The sequence below is a fragment of the Paeniglutamicibacter psychrophenolicus genome, from assembly GCF_017876575.1.
Taxonomy (GTDB): domain Bacteria; phylum Actinomycetota; class Actinomycetes; order Actinomycetales; family Micrococcaceae; genus Paeniglutamicibacter; species Paeniglutamicibacter psychrophenolicus.
Window position 1 is genome coordinate 899,801 of the sequence record NZ_JAGIOE010000001.1, and the last position, 22,730, is coordinate 922,530.

General features: G+C 62.0%; 17 protein-coding genes. 10 read left to right on the forward strand and 7 right to left on the reverse strand.

Going from position 1 to position 22,730, the window contains the following annotated elements:
- Window positions 1-6 precede the first annotated feature (6 nt).
- A complete protein-coding gene (locus JOF46_RS03955) occupies window positions 7-885 on the reverse strand; it encodes a LysR family transcriptional regulator (protein ID WP_245347993.1) in 879 nt (292 codons plus the stop codon).
- 133 nt (window positions 886-1,018) lie between these two features.
- Here JOF46_RS03955 and mmsB point away from each other — a divergent pair, with 133 nt between their 5' ends.
- From mmsB to JOF46_RS03980, 5 genes are all read left to right on the forward strand, one after another.
- Entirely contained in the window at window positions 1,019-1,939 is a 921-nt protein-coding gene (gene mmsB, locus JOF46_RS03960; RefSeq protein WP_209906127.1) for a 3-hydroxyisobutyrate dehydrogenase, read from the forward strand.
- Window positions 1,940-1,941: 2 nt separating this feature from the next.
- The gene (locus tag JOF46_RS03965; protein ID WP_245347994.1) at window positions 1,942-3,450 is read left to right on the forward strand and encodes a CoA-acylating methylmalonate-semialdehyde dehydrogenase; all 1,509 of its coding nucleotides are present in this window, start codon (window positions 1,942-1,944) and stop codon (window positions 3,448-3,450) included.
- A 310-nt stretch (window positions 3,451-3,760) separates the two neighbouring features.
- Window positions 3,761-4,957 (forward strand): glycerophosphodiester phosphodiesterase family protein, encoded by a 1,197-nt coding sequence (locus JOF46_RS03970; protein ID WP_209906128.1) that lies wholly within the window; start codon window positions 3,761-3,763, stop codon window positions 4,955-4,957.
- Between the two features lie 266 nt (window positions 4,958-5,223).
- Window positions 5,224-6,228: an NAD(P)H-dependent flavin oxidoreductase gene (locus JOF46_RS03975; protein WP_209906129.1), complete on the forward strand. Its 1,005-nt coding sequence runs from the start codon at window positions 5,224-5,226 to the stop codon at window positions 6,226-6,228.
- A 100-nt stretch (window positions 6,229-6,328) separates the two neighbouring features.
- Window positions 6,329-7,114, forward strand: a complete 786-nt coding sequence (locus JOF46_RS03980) for an enoyl-CoA hydratase-related protein (protein WP_209906130.1) — start codon at window positions 6,329-6,331, stop codon at window positions 7,112-7,114.
- A 141-nt stretch (window positions 7,115-7,255) separates the two neighbouring features.
- On the opposite strand, the gene JOF46_RS03985 is transcribed toward JOF46_RS03980, so the two are convergent.
- The 5 genes from JOF46_RS03985 to JOF46_RS04005 form a co-directional block, all read right to left on the reverse strand.
- A complete protein-coding gene (locus tag JOF46_RS03985; protein WP_209906131.1) occupies window positions 7,256-8,611 on the reverse strand; it encodes a D-serine ammonia-lyase in 1,356 nt (451 codons plus the stop codon).
- A gap of 441 nt (window positions 8,612-9,052) precedes the next feature.
- Window positions 9,053-10,738 (reverse strand): ABC transporter ATP-binding protein, encoded by a 1,686-nt coding sequence (locus tag JOF46_RS03990; RefSeq protein WP_245347995.1) that lies wholly within the window; start codon window positions 10,736-10,738, stop codon window positions 9,053-9,055.
- Window positions 10,739-10,740: 2 nt separating this feature from the next.
- The gene (locus JOF46_RS03995) at window positions 10,741-11,631 is read right to left on the reverse strand and encodes an ABC transporter permease (protein WP_209906132.1); all 891 of its coding nucleotides are present in this window, start codon (window positions 11,629-11,631) and stop codon (window positions 10,741-10,743) included.
- On the reverse strand, window positions 11,628-12,593 hold the full coding sequence (locus JOF46_RS04000; RefSeq protein ID WP_209906133.1) for an ABC transporter permease: 966 nt from the start codon (window positions 12,591-12,593) through the stop codon (window positions 11,628-11,630). The genes JOF46_RS03995 and JOF46_RS04000 overlap by 4 nt, the downstream gene beginning before the upstream one ends.
- Window positions 12,594-12,657: 64 nt before the next feature.
- Complete coding sequence (locus tag JOF46_RS04005) at window positions 12,658-14,115, reverse strand: ABC transporter substrate-binding protein (protein WP_209906134.1); 1,458 nt, start codon at window positions 14,113-14,115, stop codon at window positions 12,658-12,660.
- Between the two features lie 767 nt (window positions 14,116-14,882).
- Here JOF46_RS04005 and JOF46_RS04010 point away from each other — a divergent pair.
- Window positions 14,883-16,130, forward strand: coding sequence for an MFS transporter (locus tag JOF46_RS04010; protein ID WP_209906135.1), 1,248 nt, complete (start codon window positions 14,883-14,885; stop codon window positions 16,128-16,130).
- Between the two features lie 113 nt (window positions 16,131-16,243).
- Here JOF46_RS04010 and JOF46_RS04015 read toward each other — a convergent pair whose 3' ends face one another.
- Window positions 16,244-17,194, reverse strand: a complete 951-nt coding sequence (locus tag JOF46_RS04015; RefSeq protein WP_209906136.1) for a LysR substrate-binding domain-containing protein — start codon at window positions 17,192-17,194, stop codon at window positions 16,244-16,246.
- Between the two features lie 598 nt (window positions 17,195-17,792).
- On the opposite strand from JOF46_RS04015, the gene JOF46_RS22670 reads away from it, so the two are divergent.
- The 4 genes from JOF46_RS22670 (at window position 17,793) to JOF46_RS04035 (ending at window position 22,730) form a co-directional block, all read left to right on the forward strand.
- Window positions 17,793-19,031 carry a PucR family transcriptional regulator gene (locus tag JOF46_RS22670; RefSeq protein WP_209906137.1) on the forward strand — a complete coding sequence of 413 codons (1,239 nt, stop codon included), beginning with the start codon at window positions 17,793-17,795 and terminating at the stop codon, window positions 19,029-19,031.
- Between the two features lie 143 nt (window positions 19,032-19,174).
- Window positions 19,175-21,133 carry an AMP-binding protein gene (locus JOF46_RS04025; RefSeq protein WP_209906138.1) on the forward strand — a complete coding sequence of 653 codons (1,959 nt, stop codon included), beginning with the start codon at window positions 19,175-19,177 and terminating at the stop codon, window positions 21,131-21,133.
- A complete protein-coding gene (locus JOF46_RS04030; protein ID WP_209906139.1) occupies window positions 21,130-22,293 on the forward strand; it encodes a thiolase family protein in 1,164 nt (387 codons plus the stop codon). Before JOF46_RS04025 ends, JOF46_RS04030 begins: the two co-directional genes overlap by 4 nt.
- Window positions 22,290-22,730: a Zn-ribbon domain-containing OB-fold protein gene (locus JOF46_RS04035; protein WP_209906140.1), complete on the forward strand. Its 441-nt coding sequence runs from the start codon at window positions 22,290-22,292 to the stop codon at window positions 22,728-22,730. Before JOF46_RS04030 ends, JOF46_RS04035 begins: the two co-directional genes overlap by 4 nt.

Sequence of the window (22,730 nt, forward strand, 5' to 3'; positions counted from 1 at the left end):
GTGGAACTACGCGGCGGCCTGCCCCATGGCCGCAACGGCGGCCAGCACCGCCGGGTTGCGCAGCGACTCCTCCCGGCCCACCACCCAATAGGTGGCGGCATACGCGTACTCGTGAGGCAGCAGGCGCACCAGGTCGGGCTCGAGATCGGCGAGGAAGTCCGGCAGGATGCCGATCCCGGCCGAGGCCTTGGTGGCGGCGATGTGCGAGAACACGCTGGTGGAGGTGATGCCGCGGGCCATGGGTGGCAGGGCCTCCGTGGCGCTGTCCAGCTCGTCGATGGTCAGCGCGGATTCCACGTAGTAATTCAGGCGGTGGGAGACGAGCTGGGCGAGGTCGCGCGGTGCCTCGTGGTGGGAGAGGTAGTCGCGGGAGGCGTAGAGCCCGAGGTGGTAGGTCAGCAGCTCGGTGGCCACCGCCTTGTGCACGTGGGGCTTGCCCACCACCACCTCCAGGTCGACCCCGGACCGGGTCTGGCGTGCCCGTTGGGTGGCGCTCATGAGCTCGACCGCCAGCCGCGGGTGTTCGCGCTGAAGCGCGGCCATGGCCGGGGTGGCAAAGTGTGCGGCGAAGGCATCGGGCACGCCGATGCGCACGGTCCCGGCAAGCTCGCCGCTGGTGCGGGTTTCGGAGAGGCCCGTGACGGCCCGTTCGATGTCCTCGGCGGCGCCCAGGGCGCGCCGGCCCAGGTCGGTGACCTCCCAGCCGGAGGGCGTGCGCGTAAGCACACGGCCCCCCATGGCCTTTTCCAGGGCTGTAATGCGGCGCGAGACAGTTGAATGGTTGATTCCCAGGATGTCGGCGGCCGCGGTGTAGCGCCCGAGCCGCGCCACCGAAAGAAAGGTGATCAAGGATTCCAGGTGATGGTGGTCGATGCTTCGTTGCATGCCCACCATTGTGCGCTGACGCACATCAGTGGTGCAAATCTCGCCTCCTCTTGTGCATTGAACGCGAATGTCTTCGTTCGTAGTGTGGTGGTTATCACAGCTCGAAGGAGCGGACCGACGCGCAGGAGGAATCATGGCAGTTTACGGCTGGATCGGACTAGGAAACATGGGCGGCCCCATGACCGCGAACCTGGTGGAGGCAGGGCACCAGGTCAAGGGCTTCGACTTGGACCCCGCCGCATGCGACGCAGCGAAGGCGCAGGGCGTCGAGATCGTTGGCTCCATCGCCGAGGCCGTCCAGGGATCCGATGCGGTGTTCACGATGCTGCCCAAGGGCGAACACGTCCGCAGCGTCTACGAAGGGGACGCGGGGATCTGGGCGCATGCCACGGCGCAGACGCTACTGCTGGACAGCTCGACGGTCGACATCGAGACCTCCCGCTTCTGCCACGAAGGCTCCCTCGAACGCGGACTGAAATTCGTTGACGCCCCGGTCTCCGGAGGAATCTCCGGCGCCGCGGCGGCAACCCTGGCCTTCATGGTCGGGGGACTGCCGGAGCACACCGCCGAGGCCGTGGAACACATCAAGCCGCTGGCGGGCAAAACCATCGTGGCCGGCGGGGCGACGTCCGGAATCGCCGCAAAAATCTGCAACAACATGATGCTCTTCATCGACCTGATGGCCTCGGCCGAGGGCTCCCAGCTGGCCCAGAAGCTCGGACTGGATCCCAAGGTCTTCTGGGAAATCGCCTCCGTCTCCTCGGGCCGCTCCTGGGCGCAGCAGACCTGGTACCCGGTGCCCGGGGTCATCGAGACCTCCGCCGCCGACAACAACTTCGACGCCACGTTCCGCGTGGACCTGGCCCGCAAGGACATCGGCCTGGCCCTGGACGCGGGTGTCATGACCGGGGTCAAGCTCCCCGCCGCAGCACTGGCCCGCGAACACTTCGACGCACTGATCGCCGAGGGGCTCGGCGCGAAGGACTGTTCCCTGATCGTCAAGAACGTATCCCCCGACGGCACCGTTGCCGGCTACCAGCAGGAGAAGAACTGACCATGTCGCAAACCCTTGAACACTTGGCCGTGGCCACCATCGGCCACCACATCGGCGGCCAGCGGATCGTGAACGCCGAACGCTTCGGACCGGTCTACAACCCGGCAACCGGCGAGCAGACCGGGCGGGTGGCATTGGCCAGCGCGCAGACCGTGCGCGAAGCGGTCACGGCCGCAACTGCAGCCCAGCGCCAGTGGCGCCGCCTCGGCCTGGCCAAGCGCAGCCAGATTCTCTTCAAGGTCCGCCAGCTCATCGACGAGCGCCGGGCGGAACTCGGTGCCATCATCACCGCCGAGCACGGCAAGGTCCTCTCCGACGCGGACGGCGAGATCGTCCGCGGGCTGGAGAACGTAGACTTCTGCACCGGGCTGATGCACCACCTCAAGGGAGAGTACGCCGAGCAGGTCGCCACCGGCGTCGACGTGCACCAGACCCGACAGCCCCTGGGCGTGGTCGCCTGCATCACCCCGTTCAACTTCCCGGCCATGGTGCCGCTGTGGATGATCACCACCGCCATTGCCGCCGGCAACGCGGTGATCCTCAAGCCCAGCGAGCGCAACCCGTCGGCGGCCAACTGGATCGCCGGCGTCTTCGAGGACGCAGGATTGCCGGCCGGGATCCTGAACGTCGTGCACGGGGACAAGGTGGCCGTCGACGAGATCCTGGAAAATCCCGGAATCACCGGTGTCTCCTTCGTGGGCTCCACGCCGATCGCCAAGTACGTGTATTCCACCGCGGCGGCCAACGGCAAGCGGGTCCAGGCCCTGGGCGGGGCGAAGAACCACATGGTCGTCATGCCCGATGCGGACCTGGATGCCGCGGCGGACGCGGCAATCTCCGGTGCCTACGGCTCGGCCGGAGAACGCTGCATGGCGATCTCCGTCGTGGTGGCCGTCGGCTCGATCGCCGACGAGCTCGTGGCCAAGATTTCGGCGCGCATTCCCGGCCTGAAGGTCGGAGACGGGACGCACCCGGATTCGGAGATGGGACCGCTGATCACCGCTGCCGCGCGGGACCGGGTGGCGGGTTTCATTGCCTCGGCCCACGAGGAAGGCGCCGAGGTCCTGGTTGACGGCCGCAGCCAGGACTTCGACTCCAACGGCTTCTTCATCGGGGTCTCGCTCGTTGACCACGTGAAGCCGGGGATGCGGGTCTACGACGAGGAAATCTTCGGCCCCGTCCTGGCCGTGGTGCGCGTGGACGACTACGCCCAGGCGGTCGAACTGATCAACTCCAACCGCTTCGCCAACGGCACCGCGGTCTTCACCCGCGACGGCAAGACCGCCCGCGAATACGAATTCGACATCGAGGTCGGGATGGTGGGCATCAACGTCCCGATCCCGGTGCCCATCGGGGCGTTCAGCTTCGGCGGCTGGAAGGACTCGCTCTTCGGCGACACCCACATGTACGGCCCGGAATCCTTCAACTTCTACACCCGGCGCAAGGTCGTCACCAGCCGATGGCCCGACCCGAGCGAGTCCCAGATCGAGCTGGGCTTCCCCACGCACTAGACGAAGCCGCACGTTTCAAATGTTCAATATTCACACTGAACATTTGAAACGTGCGGCCGTCGAGCTTGTTGGATGCTGAATCTTCACCGAAGAAGCCGACCCCACCTGGAGGTACCAAGATATTAAATATTCAATGTTTGAACCAGCTGATTGGGGGCAAACCGGCAAACCACGGTGCTGATTCATCCGTGCGTCTCGATCATTTCCGTACGCGTGATCTTAACGCCAAGTTCACTGGGGCGCGACCGACAGGCCGCTTCCGCACAGCAAGGTGGTAGGTGTCCGTTCCCGACACCGAAGGATCCCCCTCATGAAGTTTCGCACCCTCACGCTTGGAACCCTGGCCGCCTGCATGCTCGCCGGGCTGGCCACTCCGACCGTCGCCGCACCGACCACCACCGATTCCGACCAGGCCCCCATCCTGATTGGCCACCGCGGCGCCGCCGGCGTCGCGCCGGAAAACACCCTGGCCGCCATCAAGGCCGGCAGCCAGTCGGGTGCCGACTTCGTCGAAATCGACGTCCAGCTCTCCAGCGACGGCGTCCCGTTCATCTTCCACGACGACACCGCGGCCCGCACCACCAACATTGCCGAGGTGTTCCCCGACCGCGTCAAGGACCCGATCACGTCCTTCACCTGGAACGAACTGCAGCGGCTCGATGCCGGCTCCTACTTCTCGGCCGGTTTCGCTGGCCAGAAGATCCCGCACTTCGACGCGGTGGCCGACGTGCTCACCGGGGAAACGGGAGTGTTCATCGAGATCAAGTCCCCGGGCGTTGAGCAGGTTGTCGCCGAGGCACTGTCCAACGATCCCGAGTGGAGCGCGCTGGAAAAGGCGGGGAAGATCGAGGTGCTTGGCTTTGATGCGGCCTCGAACAAGAAGTTTGCCGCGCTGGCACCGGAGGTCCCGCTGCAGCAGCTGACAGGCAGCGTGCCCAGCGCCCCGGTCCTGGCCGACTACGCGACCTACGCCGATTCCTTCGGCACCAGCTACCGCAGCCTGGACGCGGCCGGTGCCGCCCGGGTCAAGGTAGCCGGACTGGGCCTCGGCGTCTACACCGTGAACTCCGGCGCCGCCGTGGACGCATCCCTGGCATTGGGAGCCGAGCGCATCACCGGCGACTTCCCGCAGCAGATCGACCGCCACCTGGGCGGCCAAAAGGCCTTCCCGTCCAACAACGGGGTCGTCATTGCCGGTTCGGTCAACGACGTGCCGGGCGATGACCTGCAGCCGGAAACCGGCGAACACGTCGTCCTGGCCAATACCGGAAACCGCACCATCGACGTCAGCGGCTATGTGCTGCGCGACGCAGCAAACAACATCCTGCGCGTCGGCGAGGGATTCAAGCTGGTGCCGGGCGCCGAGCTGCGCGTGTTCTCGGGACCGGGAACCAACAGCGCCGAGGCGTTCTACCTGGGCGGCAGCGTCGGGATCCTGAACAACGGCGGGGACTCGCTGGGCCTGTGGGACGCCAAGGGCAACCTGCTGGACACCTTCGCGAACTGATCCGAGGCAGTCCTTTTTCAACCCGCAATGGCGGTGCCCCTCACCAAGAGGTGGCACCGCCATCGTCGTGAGGTTCGGGTGCCGGCCGGCCGTGGATCCATGGCTGTCGGCGAACGGCAAGGGCGCTTCGACCCCGTCTGTCGTTCCGCTGGCCGGCGATGGTCGCAACGGTAGACTCGGCACTTGGGCGACGTGCGTCACCTGTTCCGGTCCGCGGAACCACCTGCACGCACGGCGCACCACGAACGCAGAGGAGAAAACCGTCCATGGCAACTTTCGATGAGCTCAAGGCCCAGCTGGCCCTGCCGGTGGTCGCTGCCCCGATGTTCATCATCTCGAACCCCGAGCTGGTGATCGAGCAGTGCCTGAACGGGATCGTGGGTTCATTCCCCGCCCTGAACGCCCGGCCGCAGGCGGAACTGGACACCTGGCTGACCCGGATCACGACGGCGCTCGACGCGGCAAGGGCTGCGGATCCCGAACGCAAGATCGCCCCGTACGCCGTGAACCTCATCGTCCACCACACCAACGACCGCCTTGAGGCAGACCTCGAAACCTGTGTGCGACACCAGGTCCCCGTCATCATCACCTCGCTGCACGCACCAACCCCGGTTATCGCTCCCGTGCATGCATACGGAGGCCTCGTCTTCCACGACGTCACCACGGTGCGCCACGCCCAAAAGGCACTCGAGGCCGGCGTGGACGGGCTCATCCTGGTCTGCGCCGGTGCAGGCGGCCATGCCGGAACCGCAAGTCCCTTTGCCCTGCTCCCGGAGATCCGCCGCTTCCATGACGGACCGATCATCCTTTCCGGTTCGATCGCCTCCGGCCGCTCGATCCTCTCCGCCCAGGTCATGGGTGCTGACCTTGCGTACCTGGGAACCCGGTTCATTGCGACCACCGAGGCGAATGCCCCGGATGGGTACAAATCGATGGTGCTGGACTCGGCCGCCTCCGACATCGTGTACACGCCCGCATTCACCGGAGTGCCGGGAAACTACCTGAAGCCAAGCATCGCGGCGGCCGGCCTCGATCCGGAAAACCTTGCCGAAAGAAGCAAGGGGTCCATGAGCTGGGCAGGGGGAAGTTCCAAGGCCTGGAAGGACATCTGGGGTGCGGGCCAGGGCGTGGGGCAAATCGACTCGGTCCAATCGGTAGCGGACGTGATCGCCGATTTGGCGGCGGAATACGACGAAGCCCGTGACGCGCTGGCCGCCCAATTGGCCGCAGGGTCCCGAATCGATTCCGTCGCCGCAGGGGTACGTGCTTGAACGCCGACCTCGACGGCGTGGAACAACCAGAGGCATGCCCGGCCAAGGCCCGGCGCGCAGGGCCAGCGGCCTTGAAGACAGATGAACCAAGGAGAAAATCATGACAGAGCAACCGGTGGCCCGGGCATCCGCACCCGAGCCGGCAACTGTACGCGTCGAAGACGAACGCGAGGGCGTGCGGGTCTTGGTGATTGACCGGCCCGCGCAGCGCAACGCCCTGGACCACGCCACCTACCTTGCCCTGTCGGCAGCGATCCGCGAGGCCGATACCGACCCCGGCGTGCGCGTCAGCATCATCACCGGCGCGGGCGGCACCTTCACCAGCGGCAATGACATCGAAGACTTCCGCAAGGGACCGCAACCGGAAACACGCGGCGGGACGGTGCTGTTCGACGCACTACTCGACGCCCGCAAACCGATACTCGCGGCCGTGGAAGGCCATGCCGTGGGCATCGGGGTGACCATGCTGCTGCACTGCGACCTGGCATATGCGGGCGCCGGAACGCGCTTTCGGATGCCGTTCACCGCGCTGGGGCTGAGCCCCGAGGGAGCCTCCTCGTACCTGTTGCCGAGGCTCGCGGGTGACAAGCGTGCCGCGGAACTGCTGATGCTCGGCGAGTGGTTCGACGCGGCTGACGCCGCCGATGCCGGAATCATCAACCGCGTCGTGGACCAGGGCGGCGCCCTGGCCGAGGCCCTGGACCGAGCCTCGGCACTTGTGGCACTTCCGGCGGCCTCCATCGAGGCAACCAAGGCGCTGCTGCGCAAGCACCGTGCCGTCGATGTGCGTGAGGCCCTGCAGGTCGAATACGAGGTGTTCGCCGAACGCCTGGCAAGCGACGAGGCCCAGGAAGCCTTCAGGAGTTTCCAAAACAAGGGGAGGTAGCTGCAACGGCAATCAGCCTGCAGCTCCGGCTTCGGAACTCGCCGGCGTAGCCCGCGCCTGCCCGTGCCGAGGTAGAAGGAAAGCGACCGCGCCCATCACCTTGGTTGGTGACGGACACGGCCGGCCTCGGACGTGGTGCAGCTAGCTCCAGAGAACCTGGTCGATCAGCGACTGGCCCTCGGCCACGTAAGCTGCCATTTCTTCCTTCGGCACCATCGAGCCACCGGTGGCCCAGACGATGTGGGTGGCGTTGGCCATGGCTTCGGGGGTGAGGCCGTAGGCGGTCAGGTAGTCCTGGTTTTCCAGGATGCGCCACGGACCGGCGAACCCGGCGGCCGCAGAGGGCTCGATATCGATGCCCTCGGTGTCGTGAACCAGCCCCTGGAACGCCTTCATTCGTTCGTCGGTGACGGTCACGAATCCGTCGATCAGCTGCTGCAGGTGCTCGCCCACCAGGCGGGAGGGCCGGCCCACGGCCAGGCCGTCCGCCGCGGTCTTGCCGTCCAGCCCGATGTCCTGCACGCTGATGGCGTCGTGCAGGCCGGTGCGCACGCCCAGCGACATGCAGGGGGAGTGGGTCGGTTCGGAGAAGACGCAGTGCACCGCATCCCCGAAGGCTTCCTTGAGCCCGAAGGTGACACCGCCCGGTCCGCCGCCCACGCCGCACGGCAGGTGCACGATCAGCGGGTGCTGTGCATCCACGGTGATGTCCAGTGCCTTCAGCTGCCCGGCCAGGCGCGACCCGGCCACGGAGTAGCCGGCGAACAGGCTCAGCGAGGCCTCGTCGTCAACAAACCAGACGCTCGGGTCCTCATCGGCGGTCTTGCGACCGGCCTCCACCGCGTCGGAGAAGTTCCCCGCGTGCTCGACCACGGTGACACCGCGGGAACGCAGCAGGTCCTTCTTCCACGCGCGGGCGTCCAGGGACATGTGGACGGTGGTGTTGAATCCCAGCTCCGAGGCGACGATGCCGATGGACAGGCCAAGGTTGCCGGTGGAGCCCACGGCGATGCCGTGGGCCGAGAGCACCTCCTGCGCCGCGGGCGTCATCAGCACCCTGGCGTCGTCGCCCGGGCCCATGATCCCGGCCTCGGTGGCCAGACGCTCGGCGACCTCGAGGACCTCGTGGATCCCGCCGCGTGCCTTGATCGAGCCGCTGACCGGCAGCGAGTCGTCGCGCTTGAGCCAGAGCTTGCCCGGCAGCACGGTGCCGAAGCGGCGGCCCAGTTCCTCCTGCAGATCGGGGATGCCGACCAGCGGGGATTCCAGGATGCCGTGGGTGGCACGGGTGTCGGCGAAGCGTTCGGCGAACCAGGGGGCGAAGCGGTTGAAGCGCTCACGGGCGGCGGCGATGAGCTCCGGGTCAATGCCCGAGGCCTTGATCCCCTCAATGGTGTCCACCGGACCGGCCCCGAACCACGCGGTTTCCTCTGCGCGGGCCAGCGCCGCAACGACGGGGTCGGTGAGCAGCTGCTCGAGGTCGGGAAGCTGGGTCATGATGGCGGCTCTCTTCAAGGATCAGGCGTGTACGTAGGTACCCAATCTAGGGCACCGGCGCACTACCGGCGAGTTGAGCCCCCAGGCCGTTGTGTGTGCGGTTTCTTGTGCCGTGTAGCCGTCTGGGCCCCGAACCCCATCATCGTGTGAATTGCTGCAGGAACGTATTCACTGGGCGCAATCGCGGCATCTTCATCGTGGCCATCAACGAATTCCTGAAGATTTTTTTGCCTGGTTCCCGCGGTTTTTCGCCTGTTTCGAGATCGAGGATCAACGAACGGTCAACGAAACCTTGGAGAAGTGAAGAATGAATTCCATCCGTACAGGCCCGCATCCCGTGCCGGTGGTGACGGAGCCATCCGCAAACAAAAGGTGCTTGGGCCCCTTGACCAGGAGGTCAAAGGGGCCCAAGCACCTATGGATGAAACTCGTTGAGGATCCTTATAGCGTCGCGTAATTCGATCCAGGGATCGCGGCCAAGAGCTCCTGCGTATAGATGTGCTGCGGTGCGTCGAACACGTCCGTCACCGAGCCGTGCTCGACGATTTCACCGGACTTCATGACAGCCACCTCGTCGGCAATCAAGCGGACAACTGCCAGGTCGTGCGAGATGAAGAGGTAGCTCAGCTTCAGCTCTTCTTGCAGTTGAATCAGGAGGTCCAGGATCTGCGCCTGAACCAACACGTCAAGTGCTGATACAGGCTCATCGCAAATGATCAGTTCCGGGCCCAGCACCAAGGACCTGGCAATCGCGATCCGCTGGCGTTGGCCGCCCGAAAGCTCGGTGGCAAAGCGGTCGTACATATCCGGATTCAGCGAAACCTTGTCCAGGAGTTCGCATGCGGTGGCACGGCGGGACGCAGCATTGCCGATCCCGTAGATCTTCAGGGGCTCTTCGAGGATCTGGCCGATACTGGACATCGGGTTCAGCGATGAGAACGGGTCCTGGAAAATGGGCTGCACCTTCTTGCGGAACGCCTTGAGCTCCCGGCCATGCAGGTGGGCGATCTTGGTGCCGTCCACTTCGATCGACCCGCGCGTCGGCTTCTCCAGCTTCAGCGCCATGCGGGCCGTCGTGGACTTGCCGGATCCGGACTCCCCGACGATGGCGAGGGTTGTTCCGCGCACCAGGTCGAAGCTGACGTTCTTGACGGCGTTGAACGTGACCTGCTTGCCCGTCTGCTGGCTGCGGAACTTGTAGTCCATGGAGACGTCCCGGACGCTCAGGATGACATCGCGCGGGGCGCCGGTCTCATGCGTGTTTTCCTGCGATACGGCCTTCAGCGGGGTGGAGATCAATGAAGGCGCGGAATTGACCAGTCGCTTGGTGTACTCGTGCTGGGGGTTGGCCAGAATCTCCTTGGCGGGCCCCTGCTCAACGATTTGCCCCTTGCTCATCACGATGACGGTTTCAGCACGGTCGGCAGCCAACCCGAGATCGTGCGTCACCAGGATCATCGAGGTGCCAAACTCGGTGGTGAGGGTGTCCAGGTGGTCGAGGATCGTCCGCTGGACCGTAACGTCCAGGGCAGAAGTCGGCTCGTCCGCAATCAAGAGCTCCGGCTGGCAGGCCAGCGCAATGGCGATGAGCGCGCGCTGACGCATTCCCCCCGAAAACTCATGCGGGTACTGGCGGGCTCGCGCCTGCGGATCCGGAAGGCCGACCTGGGCCAAGAGCTTGCAGGCCTTTTCAGCGGCGTTGGCCTTGGTTGCATTGCCATGCACCAAGAGCACTTCCTCGATCTGCTTGCCGATGCGGATCACCGGGTTGAGGCTGGACATGGGGTCCTGCGGGACCAGCCCGATGTTCTTGCCCCGGACCTTCCTCATGACCTTTTCGGGTGCGTTGCCGATGTTCCGGCCTTGGAAGATGACTTCGCCTTGGACGATGCTTCCGTTGCCGGGCAACAGCCCCATGATTGCGTTGATGGTGGTGGTTTTCCCCGAGCCCGACTCACCAACAATCGCGATGGTTTCACCTCGCTTGAGGGTGAGGTTCACCCCTTCAATGCCCTTGACGCTTCCCATCTCGGTATCGAAATTGACCGCAAGGTTCCGTACTTCAAGGACAACGTCGGAAACAGGTGGTTCGCCGGCGGGACGGGCCATCGTGGTTGAGACTGACATTGTTATGCTCCCTTGAACTTCACGGATCGAGAATCATTGAATCGAGTGCCAACGATGGACGCGGAAAGCACCAGAAGCAGGATCACGATCGACGGAAAGAGTGTTTGCCACCAAGCTGAAACCAGGACACCGTCGCGCTGGGCGCTCTGCAGGATCCGCCCCCATGACCATGTCGAGGGGTCACCAAGGCCCAAGAAGCTGAGGCTCGCCTCGGAGATTACGGCTCGCGCACACGTGAGCAGGCCCATCACGATCAGAAGCGGGCTGACCATGGGGAGGATCTCCTTGAACATGATCCTCCACGACGAAGCACCGATTGCCCGGGCTCCGTCAACGAACGGCATGGAAACCACGACCAAAGCGTTGGAACGGATCAGACGGCAGATCTCCGGCCACGAGAAGAACCCGATGACCAAGGTCAAGGTGACGATGCTTGGCCCAACCATGGCGGTGACAACAATCATCAGCGGCAGGATCGGCAGCGAGAGCATGACGTCCGTGACGGTCGTGATGATGCTGTCTGCCCGCTTGAAGTATGCGGCCAGGATGCCCAGCGCTACGCCGACGCCGATCGCGATGATTCCGGCGAAGAGCGCGACGCCGAGGCTCGTTCGTGTTCCCCAGACAATCTGGCCGAGGACGTCAAGGCCGAGGCCGTCGGTCCCGAACCAGTGCTCTGACGAGGGCGGCTGCAGGACGTTGGGTCCAAGTCCTTCCGGATACGGAACAATCATCGGTCCAAAGATCCCGACGAGAACGAGGGCCACGATCGTGCCCAGCGAGATGAAGCCGAGGGGACCCTTGAAGAACCTGCTCCAGGTCCGTTGACGTGGAGTCATCTGCTTCACAGGTTTTACGGGCGTTGTTGTTGCTGCCTTCTCAAGAATGCTCATGCTCGGCTCCCGGTCCTCAGTTTGGGGTCTATGAAGAGGCAGACCACGTCAGTCAATAGGTTTGCGGCCACAACGGTGACGGCCAGCAAGATGAAGGCGCCCTGCAGAATCGGGAAGTCCTGCCGGAGTACCGATTCGTAGATCAGCGAGCCGAGTCCCGGGTAGGCAAAAACGGTTTCGGTGAGTACGGCGCCGCCGACCAAGGTGCCCAATTGCAGTCCCATGAGGGTGACTGCGGGGATCATCGCATTGCGCAACCCGTGGTTCCAGATCACCGTTCGTCGCGACAGCCCCCGTGCCTTGGCACTGCGGATGTAGTCGGAGCCCAGCACCTGCAGCATGTTCGTGCGAACCGTCAACGCGTACGGTCCGGTCTGGATGAATATCAAGGTCAGAAGCGGCAACGCGAGGTGCAGCAGGATGCTTGTGAAAACCCCTCCACCTTCCGCGAACGAGTCAACGGCCCCGCCGATGGGGAACCAGCCCGTGCCGAGGGCAAAGACCGCCAGAAGGAAGACCGCGACGCTGGGGACAAACATGGCCTGGCCGGCCATTCCCAGGAACCTCAACACCTGGTCGGGGATGCCTCCCCGTCGGGCTGCAGCGGCGACGCCGAGCGGGATGCCAATCAGCAAGGTGACAAGGAATGCCGTACCCGCCAAGAGGAGGGTCCACGGGATCCGCGTAGCAAGGACATCCATTACCGGGGACTGCGAGTAGAACGAGGTCCCAAAGTTCCCTTGGACCAAGTTCCAGAGGAAGAGGCCGTATTGGACAATCAATGACTTGTCGAGCCCGTACTCGGACATGAGAGCGGCTTCCAGCTCCGGGTCCTTGAGGCCATCAAGCATCAGGGTCGTCGGGCCACCGGGCAAGAGCCGAAGGAGGAAGAACGTGATGGTGACGGCGATCCAGATGGCCAGGAGTGCCCTAGCCGTTCGAATAAGCACAAAGCGTGTCATTTTTCAGCACCTTTCAAGTAGGTCGTAATGCCGTGAGGTCGTATGCCTGAAGGGCCCGGGGGCCTTACTTCGTCCGGGTGACCTGGGAAAGGGAGAAGGAGTCCACCGGGCCGTTGATCTCCGTCGGGGACTGCACGTAGCCATCGAATCGCTTGGTGCTCGAGACGTAGTTCAGGGATTCGATGTAGAGCGGCAGCATCATGGCCTGTTCGCCGACCCGCGTGGCAACTGCTTGGGTGGCTTCCTGGTAAGACTTCTCATCGGTGGCGTTTGTCGACTTCTTGATGAGCTCATCCAGTTCAGCGTCGCCGCCGTAGGTGTAGTTGAGTCCGTAGTCGTTCGGCGACTCAAACTGGAACCGAAGGTTCGTGCCCGGGCTGTAGCTCTGCGGCATCTTGTGCACGTAGAGATCGAAGTCTGCGGCCTTTGCCGCAGTCAGCGACGTGGAGCGTTCCGAACATGCCACGGTCGACTTGATTCCTGCCGTGGCCAGGTTGTCTCGAACTACCTGCGCGGACTTCACGTGGTTTGAATTGCCTTGGTCGCACAGGATCTTGTAGTCGAGTCCGTCAAAGAAACCGTCATTGTCGGCATCCTTGAAGCCTTCCTGCTTGAACACATCGCGGGCCTGGTCGGCGCTGACCTTCTGAATGGACTGGCCCTCGGGGGCGTAGCCCTTGAAGAGCGGCAGAACGGGGCTTTCAAGGTGTGTTCCACGACCCTGCAGGACGGTTTCCAGGATCGCCTCGGTGTCGATCAGCCCGCTGATGGCCTTGCGCACCTTTGGCGACTGCAGGGTCTTGCTCTGCTGGTTGAAAGTCAGCTTTGACAGGCTGACCGATTCGGAGACTTCCGAGACCTTGATTCCGGGCTTGGACTCGAGGGAGGCGACGGCGGAAGCCGGCAGCGACGGTGCTGCCAGATCCAATTCGCCGCTCTGGAGGGCGAGCTGCATCGTGTTGATGTCTTGGTAGACCCGGAACTCAAGGGCGGTGATTTCCTCGTTCCCCGGCGCCGACAACGGGTACTGCTCGTTGCGGGTGAACTTGTAGCGCTGGCCCTTGGAGACCCCAGCCAGCGTGAAGGGGCCCGCTCCGACCCAAGCATCCTCGTGTGCGTCGAGGGCGTACTTGGTCAGATCAGGAACATCCTTGAAGACATGCTCCGGCAGGATGCGGACGGAAGTCATGAAGTCCTTGGCCCAGCCATAGCTTGGGCTCTTCATGGTCACCGTCAACTCCGTCGGAGAAACAACCTTGGACGATTCGTAGTTCTCTCGGATGGTCTTGCCCTGCAGCAGCTTGTCCTTGACGTACCGGTCCAGCGTGAACTTCAGGTCGTTGGCAGTGAGCTTTTCCCCGTCGCTCCAGGTGAACTTCTCGTTCAAGACCACCTTGATGGATTTTCCATCCGGGCTGATGGTTGCGCTCTTGGCCGCGAGTGGACGGATGGAGCCGTCCGTTTCCGCTCGGAAGAGTTCGGGGTACATCTGGTTCATGACCCACATGTCGGTGATGCTCACAGTGTTCAACGGAGCGAAGTTTGCAACATCCGAAGTGGTGCCGATCAGGAGGGTGCTGTTCGCAGAGCTGCCCTTGGCTTCGCCGCCTCCGCCACAAGCAGTAAGGGACAGGAGCGCGGCCAATGCAATTGCGCTGGTTTTGACGATTACGCCAGCCTTGGATTGCTTTTTCATAATTCTCCTTGATATTGGCCGTGAAATTGTGTCTATGAGCGGGGCGCGTGCTTGTTTACGCCTTGGATGGCAAGGCACCGCAACCAGAAGGGTGTTAGCTCTTGGATATTGAAGGATGTATTGGGGCAACGCGTAGTTTGACGTGTCAAGCCGGGCTCGGGACCGGCTATGTTCGCTTAGGTTTGCGCGTTATCTGACGAGGTGCCGGTAATTATGCGAGTGTTCCACGGTCCCAGATATCGGCTGTCCAACTTTTCCTTCATCACTCTTCGTGCTGGTGTCACCTGGTTCCTGGAGGTTCCCGGTTTCGGTAACCCCGGAGACTGCTTTGTGACACACCGCACATTCTCTTGGTGCAATTCAATCAATAATGTCCGGCAACCTCTAGCGGTCTGCTCATGCCAAAAGCGTATGAGGTGTAACGATAATGTTGATTAGCGGTCGTTGGAAACCGTTTATCGACCGTTTATCTTTCGATATATAGCTTGCATTGTCATGGACCCGACTGCTCTCATGAGATGGTCGCTTGGGTGCCACGCCGCCGATTCTTGTGATGGTATTTGAGCAATTAAACAGTTGCGTAGGATGACACCATGAGTGAGCAACCCTTTAGCCTGCGCCGTATAGCCGTGAAAGTGTACTCACCTTCGTTGCTCTACGGTGTGGGCCTGGGCGCGGTGACACCGGTCATTGCACTCTCGGCGCTGGATCGCGGAGCGACCCTGGCCACCGCCGCACTAGTGGTCACTTTGGTAGGTTTCGGGTCGCTGATATTCAATGTCCCGGCGGCCATGTTGACCACGCGGATGGGTGAACGATGGGCCATGGTCATGGCAGCAGGATGGGCGTCGCTTGGCTTGGTGCTAGGGATCATCCCATCTAACCTGGGACTCTTTTCCGTAGGCGTGACGATGCTGGGAATGGCGGGCGCGGTCTTCAACCTTGCGCGGCAGGCCTACCTGGCCGAGGCGGTCCCGCTGGAGTTCAGGGCGAGGGCCATGTCGAGCCTGGGCGGGATCCATCGCGTAGGCATATTCATCGGACCTTTTGCTGCCACGCTGGCCATGAAGTGGCTGGACATTGCCGGGGCATACTGGGTGGGCATGGCAGCCATGGCCGTTGCCATGGTGGTGTGCCTAGGGATCCCGGACTTGGAATCCAGGGCACCAGTGGAGGAAGGCCAAAGCCGGGCAGGTGGCTCGATGTGGAGCATCGCCAAAGACCACAAGCACGTGTTGCTGGGCCTGGGGCTCGGTGTCATCTGCCTGTCCGCGGTGCGCTCGACCCGACAGGTTGTGCTGCCGCTGTGGGGAGAAAGCATCGGTCTGGACGCGGCCACCATTTCGCTTATCTATGGCCTTTCCGGGGCCGTGGACATGCTCATCTTCTATCCTGCGGGCAAAATCATGGACAGGTACGGGCGGATGTGGATCGCAGTGCCGTCCATGATCGTGATGTCTGTGGCGATGGTTCTGCTGCCCATGGCCCACTCCGTGCCCACCATGCTGGCCGTGGCCATGTTGCTGGGGTTCGGCAACGGCGTCGGCTCGGGCATCGTGTTAACCCTTGGCGTCGATTATTCCCCGGTTTCGGGGCGGGCCAAGTTCCTAGGGCTATGGCGACAACTTTCGGACACCGGTGCAATGGCGGGCCCGGTGTTGCTCTCGGGCCTGGTGGCGGTGGCGACTCTCGCCTCCGGGGTGTGGGCGATCGCTGGGATCTCGATGCTGGGAGCGGGTATTTTTGGTTACTTCATCCCCCGGACCAAGATACGGATCGATGCCCCCGTAGCGGGCGAAGAGTACGATCACCGGCCATCTGCTGGCCAGGGCGATGCCTGAAGCTGATTCGGGCCGACAGACCAGCAGAAGCAGCAAGTGATCAGCGAGGAGGCAGCCGCCAAGACCTATCCAGAGCTGTCGATGCCCGCCGGGGGCACCTGGAATTTTCCCGCTTATGGGGAGTCGACCAGGCTCGTCTGTGGCCGGGGTTTCTGTACCAGCGAAGGCATTTCCGCGTTTGTCATGGCAACTTCGACGAAGGCCGCCCGCACTCCCGACAGCCTCTGTGAACCATCCCAAACTGCCCGGAAGTTCCTCATGATGTTTAGACCTGAGACCGGTATTGCGACCAGGTCTCCTGCTCGCAGGGCGTCCTGAACGACGAGGTAGCTCAGGACGGCTGGGCCCATTCCGGACTGCGCAGTGATCCGAACGGCCGCGTTGCTGTTTAGCTCCAGCGACGGCGCGACGGGACAGTACGGTGCCAGGAATTCATCGAGAGTGACTCTTGTCCCCGAACCTTCCTCGCGAACGATGAGGGGCGTATTTGCCAGCTCCGCTATTGTGAGCGCGTTTTTGCGATTTGCCCACGGATGTGTCGGATCGACAACCACGGTCAATCTGTCGTGACCAACGACCGTCTCCTGTAATTTTGCCGCCGGCTCCGGGGACTCCACGAGCCCCACATCGTATTCGCCCTGGCGTACGCCCTCAAAGACGTCCTGGGAATTCCGGACGGCGAACGAAACCTTGGCATTGGGGTGGGCGTCCTTGAATCTCCTCAGCCAGTGGGGAGCGAGGTACTCGGCGACGGTCATGCTCGCTGCGATGGAGATCCTGGACGAATTTACGTTGCCCAAATCGTTGACACTATCGCGTAGCCGTTGGGCAGCCGACAGAATCGGTTGTGCCCATTCCACAACGAGTTGACCTTCACGAGTCAGCTTCGATCCCGTCGGCGTACGTCGAACCAGTGGAAGCCCAATTTGGGTTTCGTATCCGGCAATTGCCCGGCTCGCGCTTGGTTGCGTCATCGCCAAGTGGCGTGCTGCGGCACCGATGCCGCCGTATTGATCAATCTTTACGAGAATTTCAAGGACAATGAGATCTGGCCAGACTGACATTTGTTCAGCTTATGAGTGGCCATTTCCGTTGCATAGTCACCAGGACCTATCACTGATATGGGCTGATCGTGTGAAGTAGCAACGTCTCACAGTTGGCTTCGGCGACGTGCAGATCGCGTTTGCCGGTTTTCATAAGGGCGTAACCCCTGGCGCATATGCCATCGGGTGTGGCGTATGGCCACTCAATGATCTGCAGGATTCGCCAGTTTACGGCAACAGCCGAATTATCGATGGCTTGGGCCGGATCTCTTCTGGGCGACGTTCTGACCGCGGAATCCGGCCAACGTCTGTTTCGTCTGTTCATTCCGACGAAGAGATGAGAGGCACAGTTCCGAGCAAGCAGGTCGGCACTTGCTAATTGCCCAGGGGCGAGGTGGGTGGCTGAATATTGTGGCGTTACATCGGATTGCGCCTCAACGGGGCACATATATTGCCCGATCGAAGCTAACTGGCAGGATTTGTGACGTGGTGAGCGACCTCGAAGTCAACAATTGGCGTTCAATCTGCCAGATCAGGATCATCATCTCTGCACCATGACAGAATCGTGGACAGGTTCTCGAGATTGAGAAGCCCATGCGGTGCTTACACGGAGGTAACGGTGGAGCTTACTGAAGCGAGCCAAATCGAGGATTCGCAGATCTCGGCGTTGGTGGACTTTCTCATGTCAAGGGCAGATGCGATCGGTGTTCTGCTGGCCCGGCGATACCGCGAGGAAATCGTAGAATACCGTTCACTGCCCGAGGGCTTTATCGAACAAGACGTGGCCCCGACTGCCCGCCACAACCTGGAAACCATGCTTCTTGGACTGGGCGATAATTTCACCGTCACCAACGAGCACTTGGATACGTTTCGCGAAAGTGCCGTCCGGCGTTTTCGTCAGGGGGTTCCAATACAGGCCCTTCTGCACGCCTACCGGCTGTGGGGACATACGGTGTGGGACCAAGTGCAGATGGCACCGCAAGTTGCCGAGTATCCCCAGGGTGCCTTGCGTATTGCCGGCAAAATCATGCAGCACGTCGACTATGTCTCCGCCGCAGTCACGGAAGCATATCTTGATGAGGCCTCGGGCATGATTCATGACCGCGAAAAGGGAAGACGCGATTTTCTTGAAGCGCTGATCGCCGGAAACCAACCTGGACGCATCGCAACTCATGCTAAACATTTCAACCTGAAAGTGGATAGCTCCTACTTCGTCGTTTTGGTCAGGCGACGCCCCGGTAGACAGAACGCATCAATCTCAATGCGCCTCTGCCTTGAGACCGTGCAGAAGTCCATATCCGGAACGCAAGCCAAGGTAGGACTTGTCGGCACACGCGACGAAGAAGTGGTTGTAATCGTCGAATCCATCAAGGGCACTCCGTTGGGTGCCCGCGAGCAATTGGACCTCCTTGCCAGCTTACTGCCTGAGTTTTCAGTAACTGTGGGAAGGCTCCGCAAGGGACTCCAGACGGTGGCTCAGGGATACGTTGACGCCCAAAATGCGACTTCGTTCGCGGTGCTGAACAAGATTCCCCGTGCATATCTTTTTTCCGACACCCTTTTGGACCAGATCGCACGGACGAGTCCATTCCGCCACGATCTTGCCGGCGACACCACCGACCTCATCGCCGCATACGATGCGAAGCGGGGTTCTGATCTATTGGCAACTATTCGTGCTTATATTGACTGCGGTTTCAAGCTCGTCCAGACGGCAGAAATCCTGAAGGTTCAGCCCAACACGGTCAAATATCGACTGAATCGCATCGGGCAAATCACGGGTCACGATCCGTTCCAAGTCCAGGGCATGACGTTGTTTACCCTCGCCCTGCGGATCCCGCCCGACCTCGACTCAGCCTGAGGCGCACTGTATCTTTCAATCTTTGCAAAATACGCAAAGCTTTCCCTATTACTTCGCACTTAGGCCTAGAGACCGCCCTGCGCAATGCTCCTACGCTGATGCTATCAACGTGATTTGCATCACCCGAGTTACTAGGAGACGCCTTGACGACTACCTCTCTACCCGCCGCCACCGAGACCATCTGGAATCCCGGGCAAGCCGAGCTCGAGCGCAGTCGCATTCTTAAATTCGTCTCCTGGGCCGGGTGCTCAACGCTATCGGAACTTGCCGCGAAGGCCGCCGCTGATCCCGAATGGTACTGGGGACGGGTATCCGACTGGCTAGGTCTGGAATGGCAGTCGGAACCCGAATCCGTAGTCGACCAGCTGACGGAACCTCATCTCACACGCTGGTTTCCAGGCGGCCATTTCAATTTGACCGAGAACGCCGTGAACCGATGGATTCGCGCGGGTCGAGGCGAAGAAATCGCATTGACATGGGAATCAGAAAACGGTGCCATAGGTGCCTGGAGCTTCAACGATCTGGATAACGAAATTAACCGCGTCTCTCGTGGACTGCTGGAATTGGGTATTGAATTCGGGGACACCGTGGGAATCCAGCTCCCCATGGTTCGCCAAGCAGCCGTGGCCCAATTGGCATGCGCCAAGATTGGTGCTATTGCCGTCCCTGTGTTTTCCGGATATGGCTCGACTGCGGTCGCTGATCGGCTCGGCATTTCCGGCGCAGTGGCGCATATTGTCTCCAACGGCTTCGAGCGGCGTGGAAAGATCGTAGAAACTCGGGCTGAAACCGAAAAGGCGCTCAGCCTCGCCGGTACTGTCAAGCACGCGATCGTCGTATCGCTGGTGCCAGGGTGCGCGGAACCGGCATTGGGGGGCGAGGTATCTTGGGACGACCTGGGAGCTAGCAGTCAGGGGCTCCCGGTCAAGGCTGCGCACTGTCCGGCCGATCATCCGCTGCTCATCGCCTTCACTTCGGGCACCACTGGGGCTCCCAAAGGTGTCGTACTCAGCCATTCCGGCTTCGCCATTAAAGCCGCCAGCGATGCGGCGTTCAGCTTTGACATCGGACCGGGCGACACGGCAATGTGGATCACCGACCCGGGGTGGATCATGAGTCCCATCACTGTTCTCGGTGGGCTCATTGCCGGAAGTTGCGTTGCGCTTTTCAGCGGCTCGCCTGACTATCCGGAACACACCCGGCTTTGGGATGTCGTGCGGCGGCACGGGGTCACGATGCTCGGGGTATCCCCGACGCTGGTCCGGACTCTCATGAGCCAGGACGACGGATCCGTTATCAACTACGGGCAACTGCGTGTCATCGCCTCCAGCGGAGAAGCCTGGACTCCCGACGCCTACGAATGGATTTTCGGACGGGTCACCAATTGTTCCCTTCCCATCATCAACTACAGCGGAGGAACCGAGGTTTCCGGGGCCATCCTCTCCAACCTCACCGCCCTGCCCATCCACCCTTGCGGATTTGCCGGCCCCCTGCCGGGAATGGGGGCCACGGTCATCGACACGGATGGGACCAGCATTGAATCCGGATTCGGGGAACTTGCCCTGGGCAGACCTTCGCCTGGCATGCCCGTGACATTCTGGGGTGCGCCAGAACGGTACTTCAATACGTATTGGAACCGCTGGCCGGGCATTTGGTACCACGGCGACTGGGTCGAAGTCGGACACGACAACGTCTGGTACATTCGGGGCCGCAGCGACGACACTCTCAAGATTGCGGGGAAGCGGCTGGGTCCCGCCGAAGTGGAATCGGTGGTCAACGGCTTCGATTTCGTACTCGAATCAGCGGCCATCAGCATCCCCGACGCCGTGAAGGGCGAGGCTTTGGTCATATTCGCCCGCGTCGCCCCGGCCGTAATGTGCGATGCCGAAAGCATGGCAGCAGCCATCGAAACGGCGGTTACCAGGGCCCTGGGGAAACCCCTTAAACCAAAACACGTCCATGTCGTTGAAGCGTTGCCTCGAACGCGAAGCGGCAAGATCCTGCGCAGGGTGATCCGGTCCGTATACCTCGGGAATTCTCCCGGTGACGTTTCTTCCATGGAAGATCCCTCTGCCCTTACCGCGATCGGAGAAGCCCGATGAAGAACCACTTCAGCGCCGAAATCATCGGTGTGGCAGAGCTACCGCCACGGCGAACGACTCCTGGGGAAACGACCCTGGAAATGATCGCCAACGTTGCACGCCTGGCCATGAAGGACGCAGGCCTAATTCCACGGGACATCGATGGGCTGGTTGTCGGACCTCAAGTCGGCGAGACCCCCCAGCATGTTCCTGCCACCGTGGCTGAATATCTCGGCTTGCAGCCCCGATACGCGGACATTGTAGATCTGGGTGGAGCCACCGGGGCCGGCATGGTGTGGCGTGCGGCCGCTGCCATCCAATCGGGGATGTGCGAGACAGTACTGTGCGTTCTGGCCAACACCCGCGATCCTGCAGTCACGCCGCGTTCACCGAATCGCAATCCCATCCGTGAGTTCGACGTTCCTTATGGAGGCAGTGGCGCCAATCAGGCGTACGCCATGATTGCGCAGCAGCACATGGCGCGCTTTGGAACCACTCCCGAACAGCTGGCCTGCGTCCCGGTTAAGCAACGTGCCAACGCCATGCTGAACAAGGCCGCAGTATTCCATGGACAACCGATCACCACCACAGATGTCCTGACCTCGCCGATAGTGATGTCGCCCCTTCGTCTTTTGGAAGTCGTCATGCCTTGCGGTGGTGGGGCAGCCGTGATTCTCACTTCGGCACGGCGGGCCAAGGATGCCCCGCACCCGTCGGTCGGGCTGATGGGAGCCGGTGAACGGGTTACACACCGGGCGCTTAGCCAGGCACCGGAATTAACAACTTCACCAATTGCCTCGGCCGTCGCCGACGCCTACGCAATGGCAGGCGTCGGCGCCTCGGACATAGATTTCCTTTCCATTTACGATTGCTACTCGATTGTTGTGGCGATGACCGTGGAGGACGCGGGGTTCTGTGCCAAGGGAGAGGGCGGGGCGTGGTTGGAGGAACACGATTTTTCCATTGCAAGTCGGCTGCCAATCAACCCCCACGGAGGCCAGCTGGCCACCGGACAGGCCGACCTGGCCGGCGGGATGGGACACATCGTAGAAGCTGTCCACCAGCTTCGGGGGACCGCCGGGGAACGCCAGATTCACTCCCCTAAAAGGGCTCTGGTGACCGGTAACGGGGCAACCATGAGCGAAGAAGTTGCACTCGTTTTGATTGGAGCGGAACAATGACCACCCCCACGACCACCACCTCGATCGCCAAGCCGGGATTTGTCTCCACGCGATTGACAACACCGTATTGGCGGGCGGCCGAAGCCGGAAAGCTGTTGCTGCAGGAATGCCTGGAATGCGGCCATCTGCAGCACTATCCCCGAAACCTTTGCACCAAATGCTGGTCCCAGGACCTCCAATGGAAGGAAGCTGCAGGAGATGCCAGCATCTGGTCCTTTACCGTCGTGGGCATTCCCGGTCATCCAGCCTGGGGAGATGAAATCCCATACATCTTGGCGCTCGTGGAGCTGGTCGAAGGCCCACGGCTCATGACCAACATCGTCGGTTGTGCCCCTGAATCGGTGCATTGCGGACAGCGCGTGCAGCTCAGACCACACCGCGGAGCACGCGACAACCAAACCCTCCTTCAATTCACCCCATTCACCAGAGACAATTGA